General features: G+C 46.5%; 13 protein-coding genes. 1 reads left to right on the top strand and 12 read right to left on the bottom strand.

Annotated features, from left to right (window positions below; genetic code table 11):
- Window positions 1-495: 495 nt before the first annotated feature.
- From ACO0K1_RS15545 to ACO0K1_RS15595, 11 genes are all read right to left on the bottom strand, one after another.
- Window positions 496-2,271 (bottom strand): methyl-accepting chemotaxis protein, encoded by a 1,776-nt coding sequence (locus ACO0K1_RS15545; RefSeq protein WP_423027322.1) that lies wholly within the window; start codon window positions 2,269-2,271, stop codon window positions 496-498.
- Between the two features lie 536 nt (window positions 2,272-2,807).
- On the bottom strand, window positions 2,808-3,251 hold the full coding sequence (locus tag ACO0K1_RS15550; RefSeq protein ID WP_423027324.1) for a GNAT family N-acetyltransferase: 444 nt from the start codon (window positions 3,249-3,251) through the stop codon (window positions 2,808-2,810).
- 1 nt (window position 3,252) lies between these two features.
- The gene (locus ACO0K1_RS15555; protein ID WP_423027326.1) at window positions 3,253-3,693 is read right to left on the bottom strand and encodes an acyl-CoA thioesterase; all 441 of its coding nucleotides are present in this window, start codon (window positions 3,691-3,693) and stop codon (window positions 3,253-3,255) included.
- Window positions 3,694-3,703: 10 nt separating this feature from the next.
- Window positions 3,704-4,600: an alpha/beta fold hydrolase gene (locus ACO0K1_RS15560; RefSeq protein ID WP_423027328.1), complete on the bottom strand. Its 897-nt coding sequence runs from the start codon at window positions 4,598-4,600 to the stop codon at window positions 3,704-3,706.
- Between the two features lie 93 nt (window positions 4,601-4,693).
- Window positions 4,694-5,599: an SDR family oxidoreductase gene (locus ACO0K1_RS15565; protein WP_423027330.1), complete on the bottom strand. Its 906-nt coding sequence runs from the start codon at window positions 5,597-5,599 to the stop codon at window positions 4,694-4,696.
- 60 nt (window positions 5,600-5,659) lie between these two features.
- Window positions 5,660-6,655 (bottom strand): NADP-dependent oxidoreductase, encoded by a 996-nt coding sequence (locus ACO0K1_RS15570; RefSeq protein ID WP_423027332.1) that lies wholly within the window; start codon window positions 6,653-6,655, stop codon window positions 5,660-5,662.
- A gap of 10 nt (window positions 6,656-6,665) precedes the next feature.
- Complete coding sequence (locus ACO0K1_RS15575; RefSeq protein WP_423027389.1) at window positions 6,666-7,895, bottom strand: serine hydrolase domain-containing protein; 1,230 nt, start codon at window positions 7,893-7,895, stop codon at window positions 6,666-6,668.
- Between the two features lie 215 nt (window positions 7,896-8,110).
- Window positions 8,111-8,575, bottom strand: coding sequence for a PaaI family thioesterase (locus ACO0K1_RS15580; RefSeq protein ID WP_423027334.1), 465 nt, complete (start codon window positions 8,573-8,575; stop codon window positions 8,111-8,113).
- A gap of 2 nt (window positions 8,576-8,577) precedes the next feature.
- On the bottom strand, window positions 8,578-9,360 hold the full coding sequence (locus ACO0K1_RS15585; RefSeq protein ID WP_423027391.1) for an SDR family oxidoreductase: 783 nt from the start codon (window positions 9,358-9,360) through the stop codon (window positions 8,578-8,580).
- Window positions 9,361-9,524: 164 nt separating this feature from the next.
- Entirely contained in the window at window positions 9,525-11,342 is a 1,818-nt protein-coding gene (locus ACO0K1_RS15590) for an acyl-CoA dehydrogenase (protein ID WP_423027336.1), read from the bottom strand.
- A 106-nt stretch (window positions 11,343-11,448) separates the two neighbouring features.
- Window positions 11,449-12,627, bottom strand: coding sequence for an acetyl-CoA C-acyltransferase (locus tag ACO0K1_RS15595; protein ID WP_423027338.1), 1,179 nt, complete (start codon window positions 12,625-12,627; stop codon window positions 11,449-11,451).
- Window positions 12,628-13,281: 654 nt separating this feature from the next.
- On the opposite strand from ACO0K1_RS15595, the gene ACO0K1_RS15600 reads away from it, so the two are divergent.
- Complete coding sequence (locus ACO0K1_RS15600; protein WP_423027340.1) at window positions 13,282-14,946, top strand: MFS transporter; 1,665 nt, start codon at window positions 13,282-13,284, stop codon at window positions 14,944-14,946.
- A gap of 207 nt (window positions 14,947-15,153) precedes the next feature.
- Here the strand turns inward: ACO0K1_RS15600 and ACO0K1_RS15605 are convergent, their stop codons facing one another.
- A complete protein-coding gene (locus ACO0K1_RS15605) occupies window positions 15,154-16,539 on the bottom strand; it encodes an efflux transporter outer membrane subunit (RefSeq protein ID WP_423027342.1) in 1,386 nt (461 codons plus the stop codon).
- Between the last annotated feature and the right edge of the window lie 3 nt (window positions 16,540-16,542).

Consider the following 16,542-nt stretch of genomic DNA (forward strand, 5'->3'; position numbering starts at 1 on the left):
CGGCATCATCTGCTTAAGGATGGCCTCCTTGCGTTCTGCTGGATAACGATTCACTGCATGTCTTTACTCCGCCCCAATACGGTTGATGTGAATTAATTGACGCGACATCTATCCTGACATAGGGGGCGTTCATGAATCAACCTCCTCTTCAATTTATGTCCTGAATTAAGAATTTTACTGTTCTTACTGTTTTACTATTTTTGCTATTCAAAGATGTGCAACGCAATTTGCATGGCGAATACGACTATTTCAGAATCATTAAAAAAAATATGACCAATCAATGAACGTTAACAATAGCATTACTCCGCAGAACCCAACCAAAAAGCGAAACATGCCTAAACATACCAAAGTTCAAGGACAATGACAATTGAGATGGGTCGCATGCGTTCGATCTTCGTACCGTGAGCAAAGTCACTTTTCAGACAAAATGCCGAACGCCGTAACCGCAGACAAATCTTAGCGTCAGCGACCGGGCATCTGCAATGACTGGCAAGGCTAAAACTCGTCCCATTCGTCAGGAGACATCACATCGCTTGAGGTCTTGGTATTGGAATTGATATTGGCAAGTCGTTTAATTTTTTTCACTGATGGAACAAGTCGCTCACTTTGCGAGGTTTTCTTAATCAAAGGAACGACCTTGGACTGATCTGTTCTGCGTCTTGCCAGATGCTCAGACTCGGATATCGTTGACGTATTTTGTTGACCAACCAACTGAAAAGTACGGACCAGATCACTCAGGTTATCCGCTTGATTTTGCAATGCTGAGGCGGCCGCTGCCGCTTCTTCAACCAGTGCGGCATTTTGTTGCGTTACGTCATCCATTTGCACAATCGCTTCCTTGATTTGCTCGATGCCACTGGTTTGTTCTTGCGTTGCCAGCATTATTTCACTCATGATGCCAGTCACTTTTTGAATACTGGTCACGATTTCTTCCATTGTTTCGCCGGCCTGATCAACCAATTTGGCGCCCGTTGCGACTTTATTGACAGAGTCATCAATCAAATTCTTAATTTCTCGTGCAGCTTCAGCCGAGCGTTGCGCCAAGTTACGCACTTCAGAGGCAACTACCGCAAAACCATGCCCCTGCTCGCCAGCGCGCGCGGCTTCTACCGCTGCGTTTAATGCCAGAATATTGGTCTGAAAGGCAATCCCATCAATGACCGCAATAATATCAACGATTTTGCGAGAGGATTCGTTAATAGAACCCATTGTGTGCACTACCTCATTGACAACGGCCCCGCCCTTCACCGCAACATCCGACGCGGATTGTGCCAATTGATTTGCCTGCCGTGCGCTCTCGGCATTTTGCTTCACAGTAGAAGTTAACTGCTTCATCGAGGACGCCGTTTCTTCTAATGAACCAGCTTGCTCCTCAGATCGTGACGATAAATCCATATTACCCGTGGCTATTTGCTGCGACGCTGAAGCAATGGTTTCTGTACCAATTCTGACCATCCCAACGATGTCGGATAAACCATTGCGCATCGCATTCATCGCAAACATCAGACTGTGTTCATTACTATGGTCAAGCCGGATTTCCATACTCAAATCGCCAGCCGCAATTTTTTCAGCAATCTGAACCGCATAGCGAGGCTCACCACCTAACTGCTTGAGCAGGCTATGGATTATTAGCCATGCGGCAGCAATGCCGATCAATAATGCAAGCGCGCCAAACAACAACATCATATTTTTAGCATGCTTGTATTCTTCCTCAGCCTGTGCCGCAGCATCTCTATTTTGATCTTCTTCATCGGTAATAAATGCGTTGATTTGATCCCACCATTTTTTTTGCAATGGTCGATATTCATTTCGCAGTACCTTATAGGCGTCTTCACTATTCTTATCTAAGGCGAGCGCGGAGGCTCTTTCGATGAAGGGTTGCGCCAATGCCGCCTGTGCTTTGATCTCACTGAGCAGTTGCAACTGAACAGGCGTAGGATCAGGATCCATTTTTAACAAAGCCTCTAGTTGACTAGCTGCTTCATCATATTTAGATTTTTGTGTTTTTATCCGCTCAATCTCCAACTGCCGGCCATTGTCGTCGGCCAATAGAATCACGTTGCGGAGCGCCAGCGCTCTTTCTGTCACCGTGAGATACATGACACGCGCCAACCTGGTTTCTTCGACGTTAAACTTGACCAGTTGTTGCATGCGCTGGTGAATATGTTGCATATTCACGATACCGAAAGCTAATACCAAGGCCAAAAATCCTAACACCAAACCGAAACCCAAAATGAAACGGGACGACACCTTTGTATCTTCAATCTTCATTATTGATCCTAAAACTAGAAAATACTCATAGAGAATGAGGCAACGATTAAGGCCAAGCTCTGTTAGAAAATCGCATTGGCAACTTCTTCAAATCATCGTTTTGATCAAACTTATTGCGACGCCAGAGGCAAAATTCAATCTTAATAAAGAGACAAATTGTTGCAAAAAAGCTAGATTATTTAATAATACAGTCAACTATTTGCAATCACAACAACTAATTGCTAAAAAATAACTTTTTCTTTGCAAAATAAATATAAAGACGGTCAGACGACTAGAGTTGAGGTAAGAACAGAAAATTTGCGTCAATGCAAATGATATATAGGAGGAATTGACGAGGGAGAACGGGAGACAGCGAGAGCGGAAGAATGGAAGAGAGCAATGACAACTAACTAGCTGCAAAAATGAGTCGGTGAAAAGATGGCCGGATAAAACGACCACCTCTACGCTCAAATCACAATAGTCATATTTACAAACAGTAATGACCAAGCTCATCAACGCCTGGTCATCTAATGATGAGTCCAAATAATTTCTAAATATTACACATTAAACTCGTATGCCATACAAATATGAGCAATGCCTGCCTCCATGAAGATGTCACCATTTCGGGCAAACCCTTCCCTTGCATAAAATGGCTCAGCGGACTGTTGCGCATTTAATTGGACTAACTTATCGCCACGTAACTTCGCCTGTTCCATCAGTGTTCGCAAGATGTCCGCGCCAACACCCGAATTGCGAGCGCTGGCCATGACTGCCATGCGACCGATATGACCATCTGGCAATAGGCGTCCAGTACCAACAACCTGCTGTTGGGCGTCGTAGGCGACGGCGTGTAAACATTGGGCGTCCATGGCATCCCACTCCAATTCAGCAGGGATTTTTTGCTCTACAACAAAAACGGCATATCTGACTGCCTGGGCATCTTTTTGTAGACTCGCCCAATCACCCAACACAATGCTTGTTCCTGATTTTAATATTGCCATGTTAATTACCTCCAGTCGGCCTGACTTTTTCCAAGCCGCTAATTATCTCACGCCACGTGTCAGGTACAGCAACCCCTTTACGAAGTCCGGTATCGGCATAGACGTACACCAGCTCACCAGAGACTAAATGTTCGTCGTGACGAAATATTTCTATTAAAAATTGCATAGAAGAATGACCAAGCTTGCTGCATCTGACGCCAATTTCTAATACATCATCAAAACGTGCTGGAGAAAAATATTCTACCGTCGCTTTGCGGGCAAACAGCTCGCGCCCTTCTGCCGCCTGCTCCACCACATTTGGCAAGCCAGATGCGCGCCAATATTCAGTAAAAGCAACGTCAAAATAATTGAGATAATTCCCATTGAAAACAATGGCTTGCATATCTACTTCTGACCAACGTACTCGTAGAGAGTGGAAAAAAGCAAAATCAGCCTGTGCCATTGATCATCCTTTAATCAACAAGAAATTCACGAATTAATTGATTCACGCGCTCCGGCTGCTCATGAATGATCCAATGTGAACCCTCTGGAATACGTTGAATCTTCACATCATCGATAAAATTCTCGATGCCATCAAGCAAGGTTTTTGGCAGTGCCTTATCGTTTTCACCCCAGATAATCCGGGTTGGCACTTTGACATGAAAATCTGTCGGATTAAGACTTAATTGCAGTGGGCCGCGATGCGTCGCCGTCGCCGGATGTAAAGGTGAGGCACGATAATAGTTGACGCCACCTGTTAATCCCCGCGCCCAACATGCATGATAAGCGGCACGCGTGGCGTCGTTGTACCAGCTCGCATCTCCTTGTCCCATGCCATTAAAGAAACCGTCCATCAAAGCGAAATTATTTTTCGCCAGCGCTTCTTCAGAACCGGGATTACGCAACCAATTCATATATTCGCTGGCGGCTTGCTGCGCAGGATCTTTCGCCAATGCCTCCATAAACAAGTAAGGATGCGGTGAGTTAATGATAATCAGCTTTTGCACTAAGTCTGGCAAGGCAATCGCCATATTCCAACACACCGCACCGCCCCAATCATGCGCGACAATAATGGCTTTTTCATAGCCAAGATGAGCAATCAGCAAACGCAGATCATCGACAATATGACGCGCCTTGTAAGCCCCTAAATCAGACGGCATATCGGATAGATTAAACCCTCGTAAATCTGGTGCGACAGCAAAGTAATCGGATCCAAATTCTGGCAATTGTGCAGACCACTCATACCAAAACTCTGGAAAACCATGCACAAATAAAATGAGTGGCCGCCCTGCTTCGCCTGCACTGGCGTAATGCAATTGCGTGCCATTATCTAATTTGGCAAATTGGCCTGCCTTGATACTCGCGGTCATTACTGCTCTCCCTACCACTGTCGCACTAGATTAATCGAGGAATAAACTGTATTGCGTAATTTTTTGCGTCAATTTGTACTGAGCTCTACAAAATTATGCTGAGTTTTTCAGTTTTTCACGCAACATGTCACGAATGTGCGGCGCAGCTTTGTATGGATCACCGGGATTTCTTTGGAGGACAATGTCTTCCATCCGTTCCTGGACATTACTCAACGCACCAGGATGAGAGAAAATATAGAATTGTTGATTACTGATCGCTTTAAACGTATTTTCTGCCACTTCTTGCGCTGTCACTTTTCCGGAATTCACTGCCTTGTCTGACATCGCCTGTGCTGCGCGCTGGCTCGTGGTTGGGGTGTCGCCTTTGACATCATCCGGACGATTACGATGCGATTGAGAGATACCTGTCGGCACGAAATAGGGGCACAATACGGAGGCACCAATAGGCGCTTCGACGAGCTGCAAATCCTGATATAAAGATTCCGACAAAGACACTACTGCGTGCTTGGAAACGTTATAAACACCCATCGTTGGCGCGTTTAACAAGCCAGCCATCGACGCAGTATTGACGATATGACCTTCATAGTGAGGGTCTTTTTTGGCACATGCCAGCATCAGATTAGTGAAAATTCTGGTGCCATGAATTACGCCCCACAGGTTGACGCCTAATACCCATTCCCAGTCGGCCTGCGTATTTTCCCAAATCAAGCCACCAGAACCAACACCAGCATTGTTAAACACTAAATGCACCGCACCAAAGCGTTCCATTGCTGCATCAGCCAACGCTTGCACTTGTTCCGCATGACGAACATCACATAACTGCGCCACTACTTGTGCGCCTTGTTGTTCCAATTCTGCTTTCGTTTTATCTAAGGCATCTTGCTGAACATCGGCCAGTACCAGCTTCATACCCAGCCGTGCACCAATGAGCGCAAATTCCCGCCCAAAACCGCTCGCAGCGCCAGTGATCACGGCAACTCTGTCTTTAAATACTTTCATTACGTCTCCTGTTGACTATTTTTATGTTGTTTAAAGCGTAAAATTCGTGGAAAGCATTGACTAACTAAGCTTGACCAATTGCTTACCGAAATTTTGTCCCTTGAGTAAGCCAATAAATGCTTCTGGCGCACTGGCAATGCCATCAGCCACGGACTCACGGAATTTCAACTGACCACTAGCAACTTTAGCACCCAATTCCTTCAAACCTTGAGGCCACAAATCCATGTGTTCTGAGACGATAAAGCCGCGCAAAGTCAAACGCATTGTCAAAAATACCCGCGCATTTTTGATACTGATAGGTTCACCGTTATAGCCCGCAATCATGCCGCATAATGCAATCCGTCCAAACGGATTCATCCGTGCCAGACTAGCGTCAAATATTTCACCGCCGACATTTTCAAAAACGGCATCGATGCCATTGGGGGTTGCTGCTTCAAGATCGGTTTGTAACTGCCCTGCTTTGTAATCCACGCAAGCATCGAAGCCGAGCTCGTTGACGACGTAAGCACATTTATCCTTTCCACCCGCAATACCCACAACCCGACAACCCATTTGCTTTGCCAATTGCCCCACCACGCTACCGACCGCACCACTCGCGGCCGAGACCACGACTGTTTCACCTTCTTTGGGTTGCATGATTTGCGTCAGTCCGTACCATGCAGTTAAACCTGGCATACCGACTGAACCAAGGTATGCAGACAGCGGGATGTGCGTGGTGTCAAGTTTGCGCAATAAAACGCCGTCAGAGACGGCAACTTCAGTCCAACCTAACATCCCAAGTACTTTATCGCCAACGGCAAAGCGCGGATTTTTACTGGCGATGACTTCACCGACCGTGCCGCCGATCATGGTTTCGTTCAGTGGTTGCGGAGCCGCATAACTTTTGGCGTCTTCCATACGGCCACGCATGTAAGGATCGAGCGACAAGAAATGATTGCGGATCAGTACTTCGCCTTCCTTAATGTCGGGAATAGTCAGCGTTTCCAGACGAAAATTCTCGGCCACCACATTACCTTCTGGACGAGAAGCAAGGACGACACGTTGATATTGACTCATGATAAATTTCTCATTTCATTAAATGATTGGCGACGGCAGAAAAAGCACGGTAAGTAATCGCATCGCTAGCACCATTAGCGGCAACCGGATGCGACGAAAATTTGACAATGACCATCTCGGCAACCGGATCAATATAAATGCGTTGACCGTGGATACCGCGTGCCTCATAGGTTTGGTGTGCATTATGTGACACCCACCACATATCTTTGTACGAATAGCCACTCAGCAAGGGATAACCCGCTTTGACAAATTTGGCTGGATCCCCACCTTGGCGTATCTCTTGAACAACGGCGGCGGAGATCACTTGTTGATGATTATATTCACCGTTAAGGCGCATCATTTCACCGAATCGTGCCATATCACGCAAGGTCAGATTCAAACCACCACCGCCCTGCTCCGTGCCAATTCGATCAACAGAAAAGTAAGCATCATTTTCTGTGCCTAACTTTTGCCAGATCCGTTCCGACATCAAATCGGACAATGATTTTCCAGAGGCGCGGCGAACAATCCAACCCAGCACCTCGGCATTCACTGTTTTATATGCGAAACCCACATCGTGTTCGCCTTCTTTTTGCAGCTTCGTTAAAAAATCGTAGTAAGTACGTGGCCCCTGATAATCCGCAGCTATCGGCAACAAACCGCCAGCGCGCGCATAGTCCCAAATTTCTGCTTTCGGGTCAGCATATGCTTCCGAATACTTGACGCCGATTGTCATGTCCATGACTTGGCGCACGGTGGCATCACCATACGCAGAATCTTTTAGCTCTGGCACATATTTTGTCACGAGCGCAGAAGGATCTAGCTTTCCCTCAACCGCTAACATTGCCGCCATCGTACCGACAAACGACTTAGTGACCGACATCGCAATATGTGGCAAATAAGGCGTTGTAATACCAAAATATTTTTCATACACGACCTTACCTTTGTGCATCACTAACACGCTATCGGTATAGGTCGTATTCAACATACTGGCCCAGGTAGCGTCTTTTCCGTGCTCATCCTGAAATGCCACGCCATCCAGTTCGCGCGGCGCAGATGCGAGCACAGAAACATGACCGTTGCCATGCCAGACGTTTGCCGTAGGGCCGAGCTCGCGGCCGTGAGAAAACGCCCATCGCGTTTTCGGGAATTGATAATTACTGCCATTCGCAAACTGAATAATTTTATCGGCTGGAGGTGGAAAACCCTGCATCCAGGCTAGCGTTTTCGGGTCCGTCGTTGCGGGATCGGGTAAGGTCATTTGTGCGTGCGCGTTACTGATAAAAATGCTCGAAACAGCGAAGAAAATTTTACTTGCGGTGCTGATGTTGCGGCGCTGGCGCGCAGCTGTTGATTTGTTACGCTGCATGTTGTCTCCTGGTTCTATTTTTTATGAAATTTCAAACTAAACATCAAACTAAACATCAACTCAATTTCAAACGCAGAACTCTTGTGTATCACTATTTTTATGCAATCCTAATCACTACCATAAAGCTTTTTCATATTTTCACCCGATTTTAAACGTCGCAGATACTTGAACGTTCCCATCGATTTGGCAACTAAACGATCACCATTCCATACTTCGCCCTCACAAAAACACATGGTCGATGATTGATAAAACGCTTTTCCTCGTGCTTCTATCCGACCACCTGCAACACCACCTGGCTGCAGAAAACTGGTTTTCATTTCGACGGTAACAACACCTTTCAAATCCGCATGTAAAGAACGACCCGCCATCGCCATTACCACATCAAGCATAGTCATAATCACGCCACCGTGCGTGATTTGCCAGCTATTCATGTGTTTTTCGCTCAGGTCTAAGGACAACTTTGCAGTGCCGTTTTCCATTTCCAGAAATTCGACACCCAAGTCATGCAAAAATGGATTCAGTGTGGGCGATGGCTGCGGCAAGCCGATCTGTGGAGACGTAGTTGGCTCCATGATTACACCGCCGACACACCGCCATCAATCGCCAGAGTCTGCCCCGTGATGTGTTTGCCAGCGTCGGAGGCAAACAATAAAGTGGCACCTTTCAGATCTTCGTCATCGCCAATACGCTGCAGCGGTGCTTCTTTGGAGAGTTTTTCTTCGCCCAAATGATCAAGAATCCCTTTCGTCATTTTTGAAGGAAAAAATCCGGGTGCAATCGCGTTGACAGTGATTCCATGAACACCCCATTCGCCAGCGAGCGTACGCGTAAAATTGATGACTGCGGCTTTCGACGTATTGTAGGCAATCGTCTGCATGGTGCCTGGCGCGTTTCCGGCAAGGCCAGCAATCGACGCGATATTGATGATACGACCAGATCGACGCGGAATCATTGAACGTTTTCCAACAGCTTGCGATAGCAAAAAGATGCTGCGGATATTTAAATTCATGACCTTATCCCATGCTTCAACGGGATAATCTTCCGCCGGAGCCCCCCAAGTAGCGCCAGCATTATTGATCAAAATATCGATATGTCCGAGCTTTTCCAGAGCGCCGTCGAGTAAGGTAGTTACCGCGGATTCTTTTGACAAATCTGCGGCGATTGCAGTGGCCTGAATACCACGGCTTTGCAGGTGTGCAACGGCTTCATCCAAATCAGCCTGTTTGCGCGCTGAAATGACAATCTGTGCGCCCTGCTCACCCAAGGCTTCAGCCATCTGCAAACCTAGTCCCCGCGAACCACCGGTAATCAATGCCGTTTTGCCGTTGAGATTGAATAATTCCTGAACTGTGCGCACTACTTTCATTTTATGGTCTCCAATTTATTATTTTAATATGATGAATTTCTGCCGTATTTAAAAAACCAGGGGAGTATGTAGCAAAATAACCACTTATATCCTTATTAAATCAAAGATAAAAAAAGGTACTCCCACCCAGTATTATTTAAATCTAAAAACTAATTTCAAAACCAACTATCTTTCATCTCGTAGGTTGTGACGTCGATATTGCCGAGCAAATCAAGCTGTGGATGTACCTTAGGCAACTCCCAATTAAAAAAGTACTTACATGCTTGCAGTTTACCGGCGTAAAAATCTGCATCATGGTGAGCTTCTTTTCCAAGGCACAGCAACGCTTGCTCCAACCAGATCCAAGCGACGACGGCATGTCCAAATACCTCAAGATAAGCCGATGCGTTTGCCAGGGTTTTATTGGTATCCCCGCAGGCGTGCAGTTGCTTGGTGACTTGTGCCAGACGCTGTAATACTCTGGCTAATGCTTTACCGTATTCGACTAATTGAGGGCGATTTGCGGCCAGACGCAAGGTCTTATGCATTAATTCGCCGATCGCTTCTAACGCCGCGCCATCGTGCATGACAACTTTTCTGCCGAGCAGATCCAACCCTTGTATTCCATGGGTTCCCTCATGGATAGGGTTAAGGCGGTTATCCCGATAAAATTGTTCGACATTGTATTCACGCGTGTAACCGTAACCACCGTGCACTTGAATGGCGAGATTATTCGCTTCGAGACACCATTGTGATGGCCAAGATTTGGCAATGGGTGTCAAAATTTCTAAAATCATGGATGCATGTTGGCGCGCTTCCGACGTTGTGCCAGTGCGCTCCTCATCCACCAAACGTGCACAATACAAGGTTAATGCAAGCCCACCCTCGACGTAGGATTTTTGCGCCAACAACATACGTTTGACATCGGTATGTTCAATAATAGGCACTTGAGGCGCTGCAGGATCTTTATTCAGCGGCGCACGTCCCTGTGGACGATTGCGTGCGTAATCGAGAGAGTGCAAATAGCCAGTATAACCAAGCATCACGGCCCCTAACCCCACACCAATCCGCGCCTCGTTCATCATATGAAACATATTAGCCAAGCCACGATGCAGAGTACCTACCAGATAACCGACTGCACCTGCCTTGCCCAATGGTTTAAATTTACCTTCACCAAAATTGAGTAAACAATTTGTCGTACCGCGATAACCCATTTTATGATTAAGGCCAGCTAACACGACATCATTGCGCTCACCGCATGAGCCATCAGCATTGAGCAAATATTTAGGTACGATAAACAGGGAAATCCCTTTTACACCGGGGATTAATTGACCGTGTTCATCAGGCACTTTGGCGAGCACCAGATGCACAATGTTTTCCGACAATTCGTGTTCACCGGCGGAAATCCACATCTTATTGCCGGTCAACCTGTAAGTACCATCTTCTTGTGGCTCGGCACGCGTAACGATATCCGACAAACTAGAACCTGCTTGTGGCTCAGACAAACACATCGTCCCGAAAAAACGGCCTTCAAGCATCGGCTTAACGAATAACTCAATTTGTTCAGGCGTGCCGCATTTCAGCAAGGTATTGGCATTACCTATCGTTAAAAACGGGTAAGACGCCGTACCGACATTGGCACCTTTAAAATAGGCAAACCCAGCCTTCTCGACGACGCAAGGCAACTGCATACCACCAAATTCAAAATTTTGACCTGCCGCCAACAAGCCAGCGTCACAAAAGGCGTTTAAAGCCTGTTTCACCTCTGGAATCATGTGCACAACGTCGCCATCGAAGTGCGGCTCGTTCTGATCGTTCTTTTTATTATGGGTCGCAAATAAATCTGTCGCGATTTGTTCACACGTATCTAATGCAGCGTTAAACGTTTCACGATTGTGGTCTTCAAAGCGCGGACGTTGGTTCAACGTTTCAACATCCAACCATTCGTACAGTAAAAATTCGAGATCACGGCGGGAGAGGATTTTTGATTGCATGGCAATATCTGAGAAATATGAACACCTGAAAAAAAGATTCATGCATCAGTTATATTGACGACAAACTCATGCATGAATCTCGACTCTATCCAAGCCTTAGTGTACGTCAGACCACTTCAAATAGACCAGCGGCTCCTTGACCACCGCCAATACACATTGTGACGACCACATATTTAACACCACGGCGCTTGCCTTCAATCAAGGCATGACCTGTCAGACGTGCACCAGAAACACCATATGGATGGCCGACGGCAATCGCTCCGCCGTTCACGTTCAATCGGTCCATCGGAATGCCCAACGTATCTGCACAGTACAAGACTTGCACAGCAAACGCTTCGTTTAATTCCCACAAACCGATATCTTCTACTTTTAATCCAGCTTTTTTAAGCAATTTAGGAATTGCATAGACTGGACCAATACCCATTTCGTCTGGCTCACAACCTGCAATCGCAAAACCACGGAAAATACCCAAAGGCTGCAAACCTTTTGCCTCAGCCAGCTTACTGCTCATCAACACCGCCACCGAAGCACCGTCTGAAAATTGACTGGCGTTACCGGCAGAAATCACACCACCCGGCAAAGCCGAACGAATCTTGGATACTGCTTCTAACGTAGTATCAGCACGAATTCCTTCATCGGATGAAATCGTCACTTCACGCGTAACCAGCATGCCTGTTGCTTTATCAGCCACGCCCATGATTGTCGTCATTGGAACGATTTCAGCGTTAAACAAACCAGCTGCTTGTGCAGCCGATGCACGTTGTTGGCTTTGTACGCCATAGGCATCCTGACGCTCACGGGAAATGTTGTAACGTTTCGCTACGGTTTCTGCCGTTTGCAACATTGGCCAATACACTTCTGGCTTATGTTGCTTTAACCATGGTTCAACCAGCATATGGGTGTTGGCTTCGTTTTGTACACAAGAAATCGATTCAACACCACCCGCTGCGTACACATCGCCTTCGCCAGCGATAATTCGCTGTGCCGCCAAGGCAATGGTTTGCAAACCTGAAGAACAAAAACGATTCACTGTCATACCAGCCGTCGTTACCGGACACCCGGCGCGCAGAGCGATTTGACGTGCAATATTGCTGCCAGTGGCGCCTTCAGGTGTGGCACAGCCCATAATCACATCTTCGATCTCACCAGATTCAATCCCAGCACGCGCAATGGCAGCGGCTAATGCATGTCCACCTAAAGTGGCACCATGCGTCATATTAAATGCGCCTTTCCAGGATTTTGCGAGGCCAGTACGCGCGGTAGAAACAATGACAGCATCAGACATGTGGGTCTCCAGTATTAGTATGAGTATGAGTAAAAAGAAAAACTATTTTGCATCATCGACTTCAAATAAGTAACGGCAACCAAGGCCAACCGAGGGCAAGTAAGGGCAACTAAGGGCAACCAAGAACGTTTAAAAACACCCGCCTTCACCTCAGAACAACGACGATTTACGAAACAATACGTAAGCTACTTACAATTCAGAATAATTCCACAAAAAGCACGCATCCTGACTTGGTACGAAATAGAAAAGTGTAGCCCTAAACTGAAGCCAATCACGACACAAAAAAACATAATATAGCACGACCGTTCGAAAATAATTTATTTTTTTCAACGGACAGAATAACTTCTTTTTAATACAACAAAATGTGTTGTATGAAACTGTGAATTGAAGGTCGGATGAGGAAAAAATCCGTAAACCTGATCAATATCCCCAAAATAGGTAGCGTTCCGTGTGTGTCATTAACAATTTTTAACAAATGAATCGTAAATGAAGCGCATATCTCAGCAAAAATTGTTGCCGTGTAAGTTTCTGTAAGTTTGAAGACAGTATTGCGTAAGGTTTAACTCGCACACTCAGTCTGTGCAAAAAATGTAGCTCGTATTTTTATCAAGCACGCTTTGCCAACATACTTTAAAACATAATCAGGAGACAAGCATGGCGACAGCACCTATCGCAAGGTCAGGCGGAATGACCGCGGAAGAACGCAAAGTAATTTTTGCGTCTTCTTTAGGCACCGTTTTTGAATGGTACGATTTTTATTTATACGGCTCTTTAGCCGCCATTATTGCCAAGCAATTCTTTGCAGGCACCGACCCCAACACCGCATTCATTTTTGCCTTGTTAGCATTTGCCGCTGGCTTTATCGTACGTCCATTCGGTGCCTTGGTATTTGGCCGTCTGGGCGACATGATCGGACGTAAATATACGTTCCTCGTTACCATTCTGATTATGGGCGGCTCAACATTCTGCGTTGGTCTGCTACCTAACTTTGCCACCATCGGCATGGCAGCGCCAATTATTTTGGTTTCACTGCGAATTCTTCAAGGTCTGGCTTTAGGGGGCGAATACGGTGGTGCGGCAACGTACGTCGCGGAACACGCCCCACATGGTAAGCGCGGCGCCTACACTGCATGGATCCAAACGACGGCAACGTTGGGTTTGTTTTTGTCCCTGTTAGTTATTTTGGGAACCCGCCAGGCAATCGGTGAAGATGAATTTACTTCATGGGGCTGGCGTGTACCGTTTTTAGTGTCTGTTTTCTTGTTAGCTGTATCCGTCTGGATCCGTCTCTCTATGCATGAGTCGCCAGCATTTGCAAAAATGAAAGCAGAAGGTAAAACATCCAAAGCGCCGTTGACAGAGTCATTTGGACAATGGAAAAATCTCAAGATCGTTATCCTTGCCTTGATCGGTTTGACGATGGGTCAGGCGGTAGTGTGGTACACAGGCCAGTTTTATGCACTGTTCTTCTTGCAGCAAACGCTGAAAGTCGACGGAGCAACAGCAAACTTGCTGATTGCAGCATCACTCGTCATTGGCACACCGTTCTTCATCGTTTTCGGAACGCTGTCTGACAAAATCGGTCGCAAAGTAATCATTCTGACTGGCTGTTTCCTGGCTGCCGTTACCTACTTCCCAATCTTCAGCGGATTGACACACTATGCCAATCCAGCGTTGGAAGCTGCATTGAAAAATGCGCCAGTCGTTGTTACAGCTAACCCAGACGACTGCCAATTCCAATTCAACCCTACCGGCACTAAAAAGTTCAATTCTTCCTGCGATATCGTCAAAGCCAAACTGGCAGCGGCATCCGTGAATTACTCCAACGAAGTAGCGCCAGCCGGCGCGGTAGCAACTGTCAAAATTGGCGATAAAGTACTGACTTCTTATAGCGCTGTAGGACTGCCAAAAGAAGAAGCTGCGGCAAAAGATAAGGCATTCTCAAAAGAACTTGCTGATGCCATTAAAGCTGCTGGCTACCCACCAAAAGCCGATCCAGAGCAAATTAATAAGCCAATGGTTTTGGTTCTGCTGATCATCCTAGTGATCTACGTGACGATGGTTTATGCACCAATTGCAGCGATGCTGGTTGAAATGTTCCCAACTCGTATTCGCTACACATCCATGTCTCTGCCATACCATATCGGTAACGGCTGGTTCGGCGGTTTGTTGCCCACCACGGCCTTCGCATTGGTGGCATTCAAGGGCGACATTTACTACGGCTTATGGTACCCAATCGTGATCGCTCTGGCGACTGTTGTTATCGGTGGTCTGTTTATCCGTGAAACAAAAGACAATGACATTTACGAAGGTGATTGAGCAAGAACAAGCAATCGCAGTCTGTTTATGACATAAAAAAGCCGCTTGCATTTACATGCAAGCGGCTTTTTTTATATGACAATCAGATCGAATACTAAATTTTAATCGTCATATTTTTTTGGTTTGAACAGATTCAAAATTTAGATTTCAGATTTTCAACTTCCGACAACTGGCAACAGACCTGCAATGACCAACACCAATTATCAATTACCAACTTCCGCCAATCGCCGCAATGAAAGCAACGCTATTTGCATATTGGCGGTTGCGCACATTCCAAAGGCTGGCTTCGGCGTTGATTCTCGTGGTTTGCGCGGTTAACACATTAATGTAACTGACGGTACCAGCAGCATACTGATTATTGGTAATTTTCTCTGAACGCTGGGCGGCGATTAATGCGTCGTTTTGCAATTTCTCTTCCTGCTGCAGCAAGTTTTGGGCGACCAGATCATCCTCAACGTTCTGGAACGCCGTTAAGACCGTTTGACGATAACTTGCGACGCTTTGATCATAGACTGCTACTGCTTGTGCGGTTTGCGATTTGCGAACGCCAGCATCAAAAATGCTACCGACCAACTGTGGCCCCAAAGACCAGATACGATTTGGGGCGCTAATTAAATTCGACAAGACGTTACCTGTAAAACTGCCGCTTGCCGACAACGTAATGGTCGGGAAATACGCCGCCTGCGCAATACCGATTTCAGCATTCGTCATCGCCATATTCCGTTCAGCGACCGCAATGTCCGGGCGACGCTCAAGCAACTGCGAAGGCAATATCGATGGCAATTGCGGTAAATGCGGAATCGATTTGGATACATCTAAAGAAAAACTCGCTGGCGGCTTACCTAAAGCAGCAGCAATGGCATGCTCCAATTGTGAACGCGTGAGTTGCTTATCGATGGTTGCTGCCTGCGCCGTCTTAAGCTGACTTTCCGCCAGAGCAACATTGGCATCAGAAACAATGCCCGCATTAAACTGATTGCGGGTCAGGCTTAACGAATCATTCAAGGCCTTTTCGCTCTCGCGCAATTGTTTCAGCTGCACATCGGCGGCGACCAACTGCAAGTAAGCTGTCACCAATTGTGCCTGACTGCTTAACTTAATCGCTGCCAATTGTGCAACGCTGGCATCTTCTTTAGCTTTACCTGCTTCGATGGCGCGACGAACACTCCCCCAAAGATCAATTTCCCAACTAGCGGAGAGACCTGCTGTATATTGCTTCGCGATTGCCCCCCCGGCATTTATTTCACCGCGTTTTGCACCAGCATTGCCATTAATTTGAGGAAACAAACTACCTTCCGCCTGATTCAGTAATTCTTTGGTCTGACGATACTGTGCTTCGGCCTGAGCAATGCTTGGGCTTTGTTCATTCAGCACCTTGATCAAATTATTTAATTGTTCATCTTGATATACTTCCCACCATGCACCTCGCGAACTTACGTCCATCGGTTGCGCCGTTTTCCAACGACCATCTTCTTTAAAATTGACGGGCGTCGCTATCGTTGGCTTTACATAATCAGGACCAATAGCACAAGCTGACAAACTTAATGCAATCAAACTGACTGTTAATTTAGGGCGAAACATTTTTTTTAACATAAC

The organism is Undibacterium sp. SXout20W (assembly GCF_049340285.1).
Lineage (GTDB): Bacteria > Pseudomonadota > Gammaproteobacteria > Burkholderiales > Burkholderiaceae_D > Undibacterium.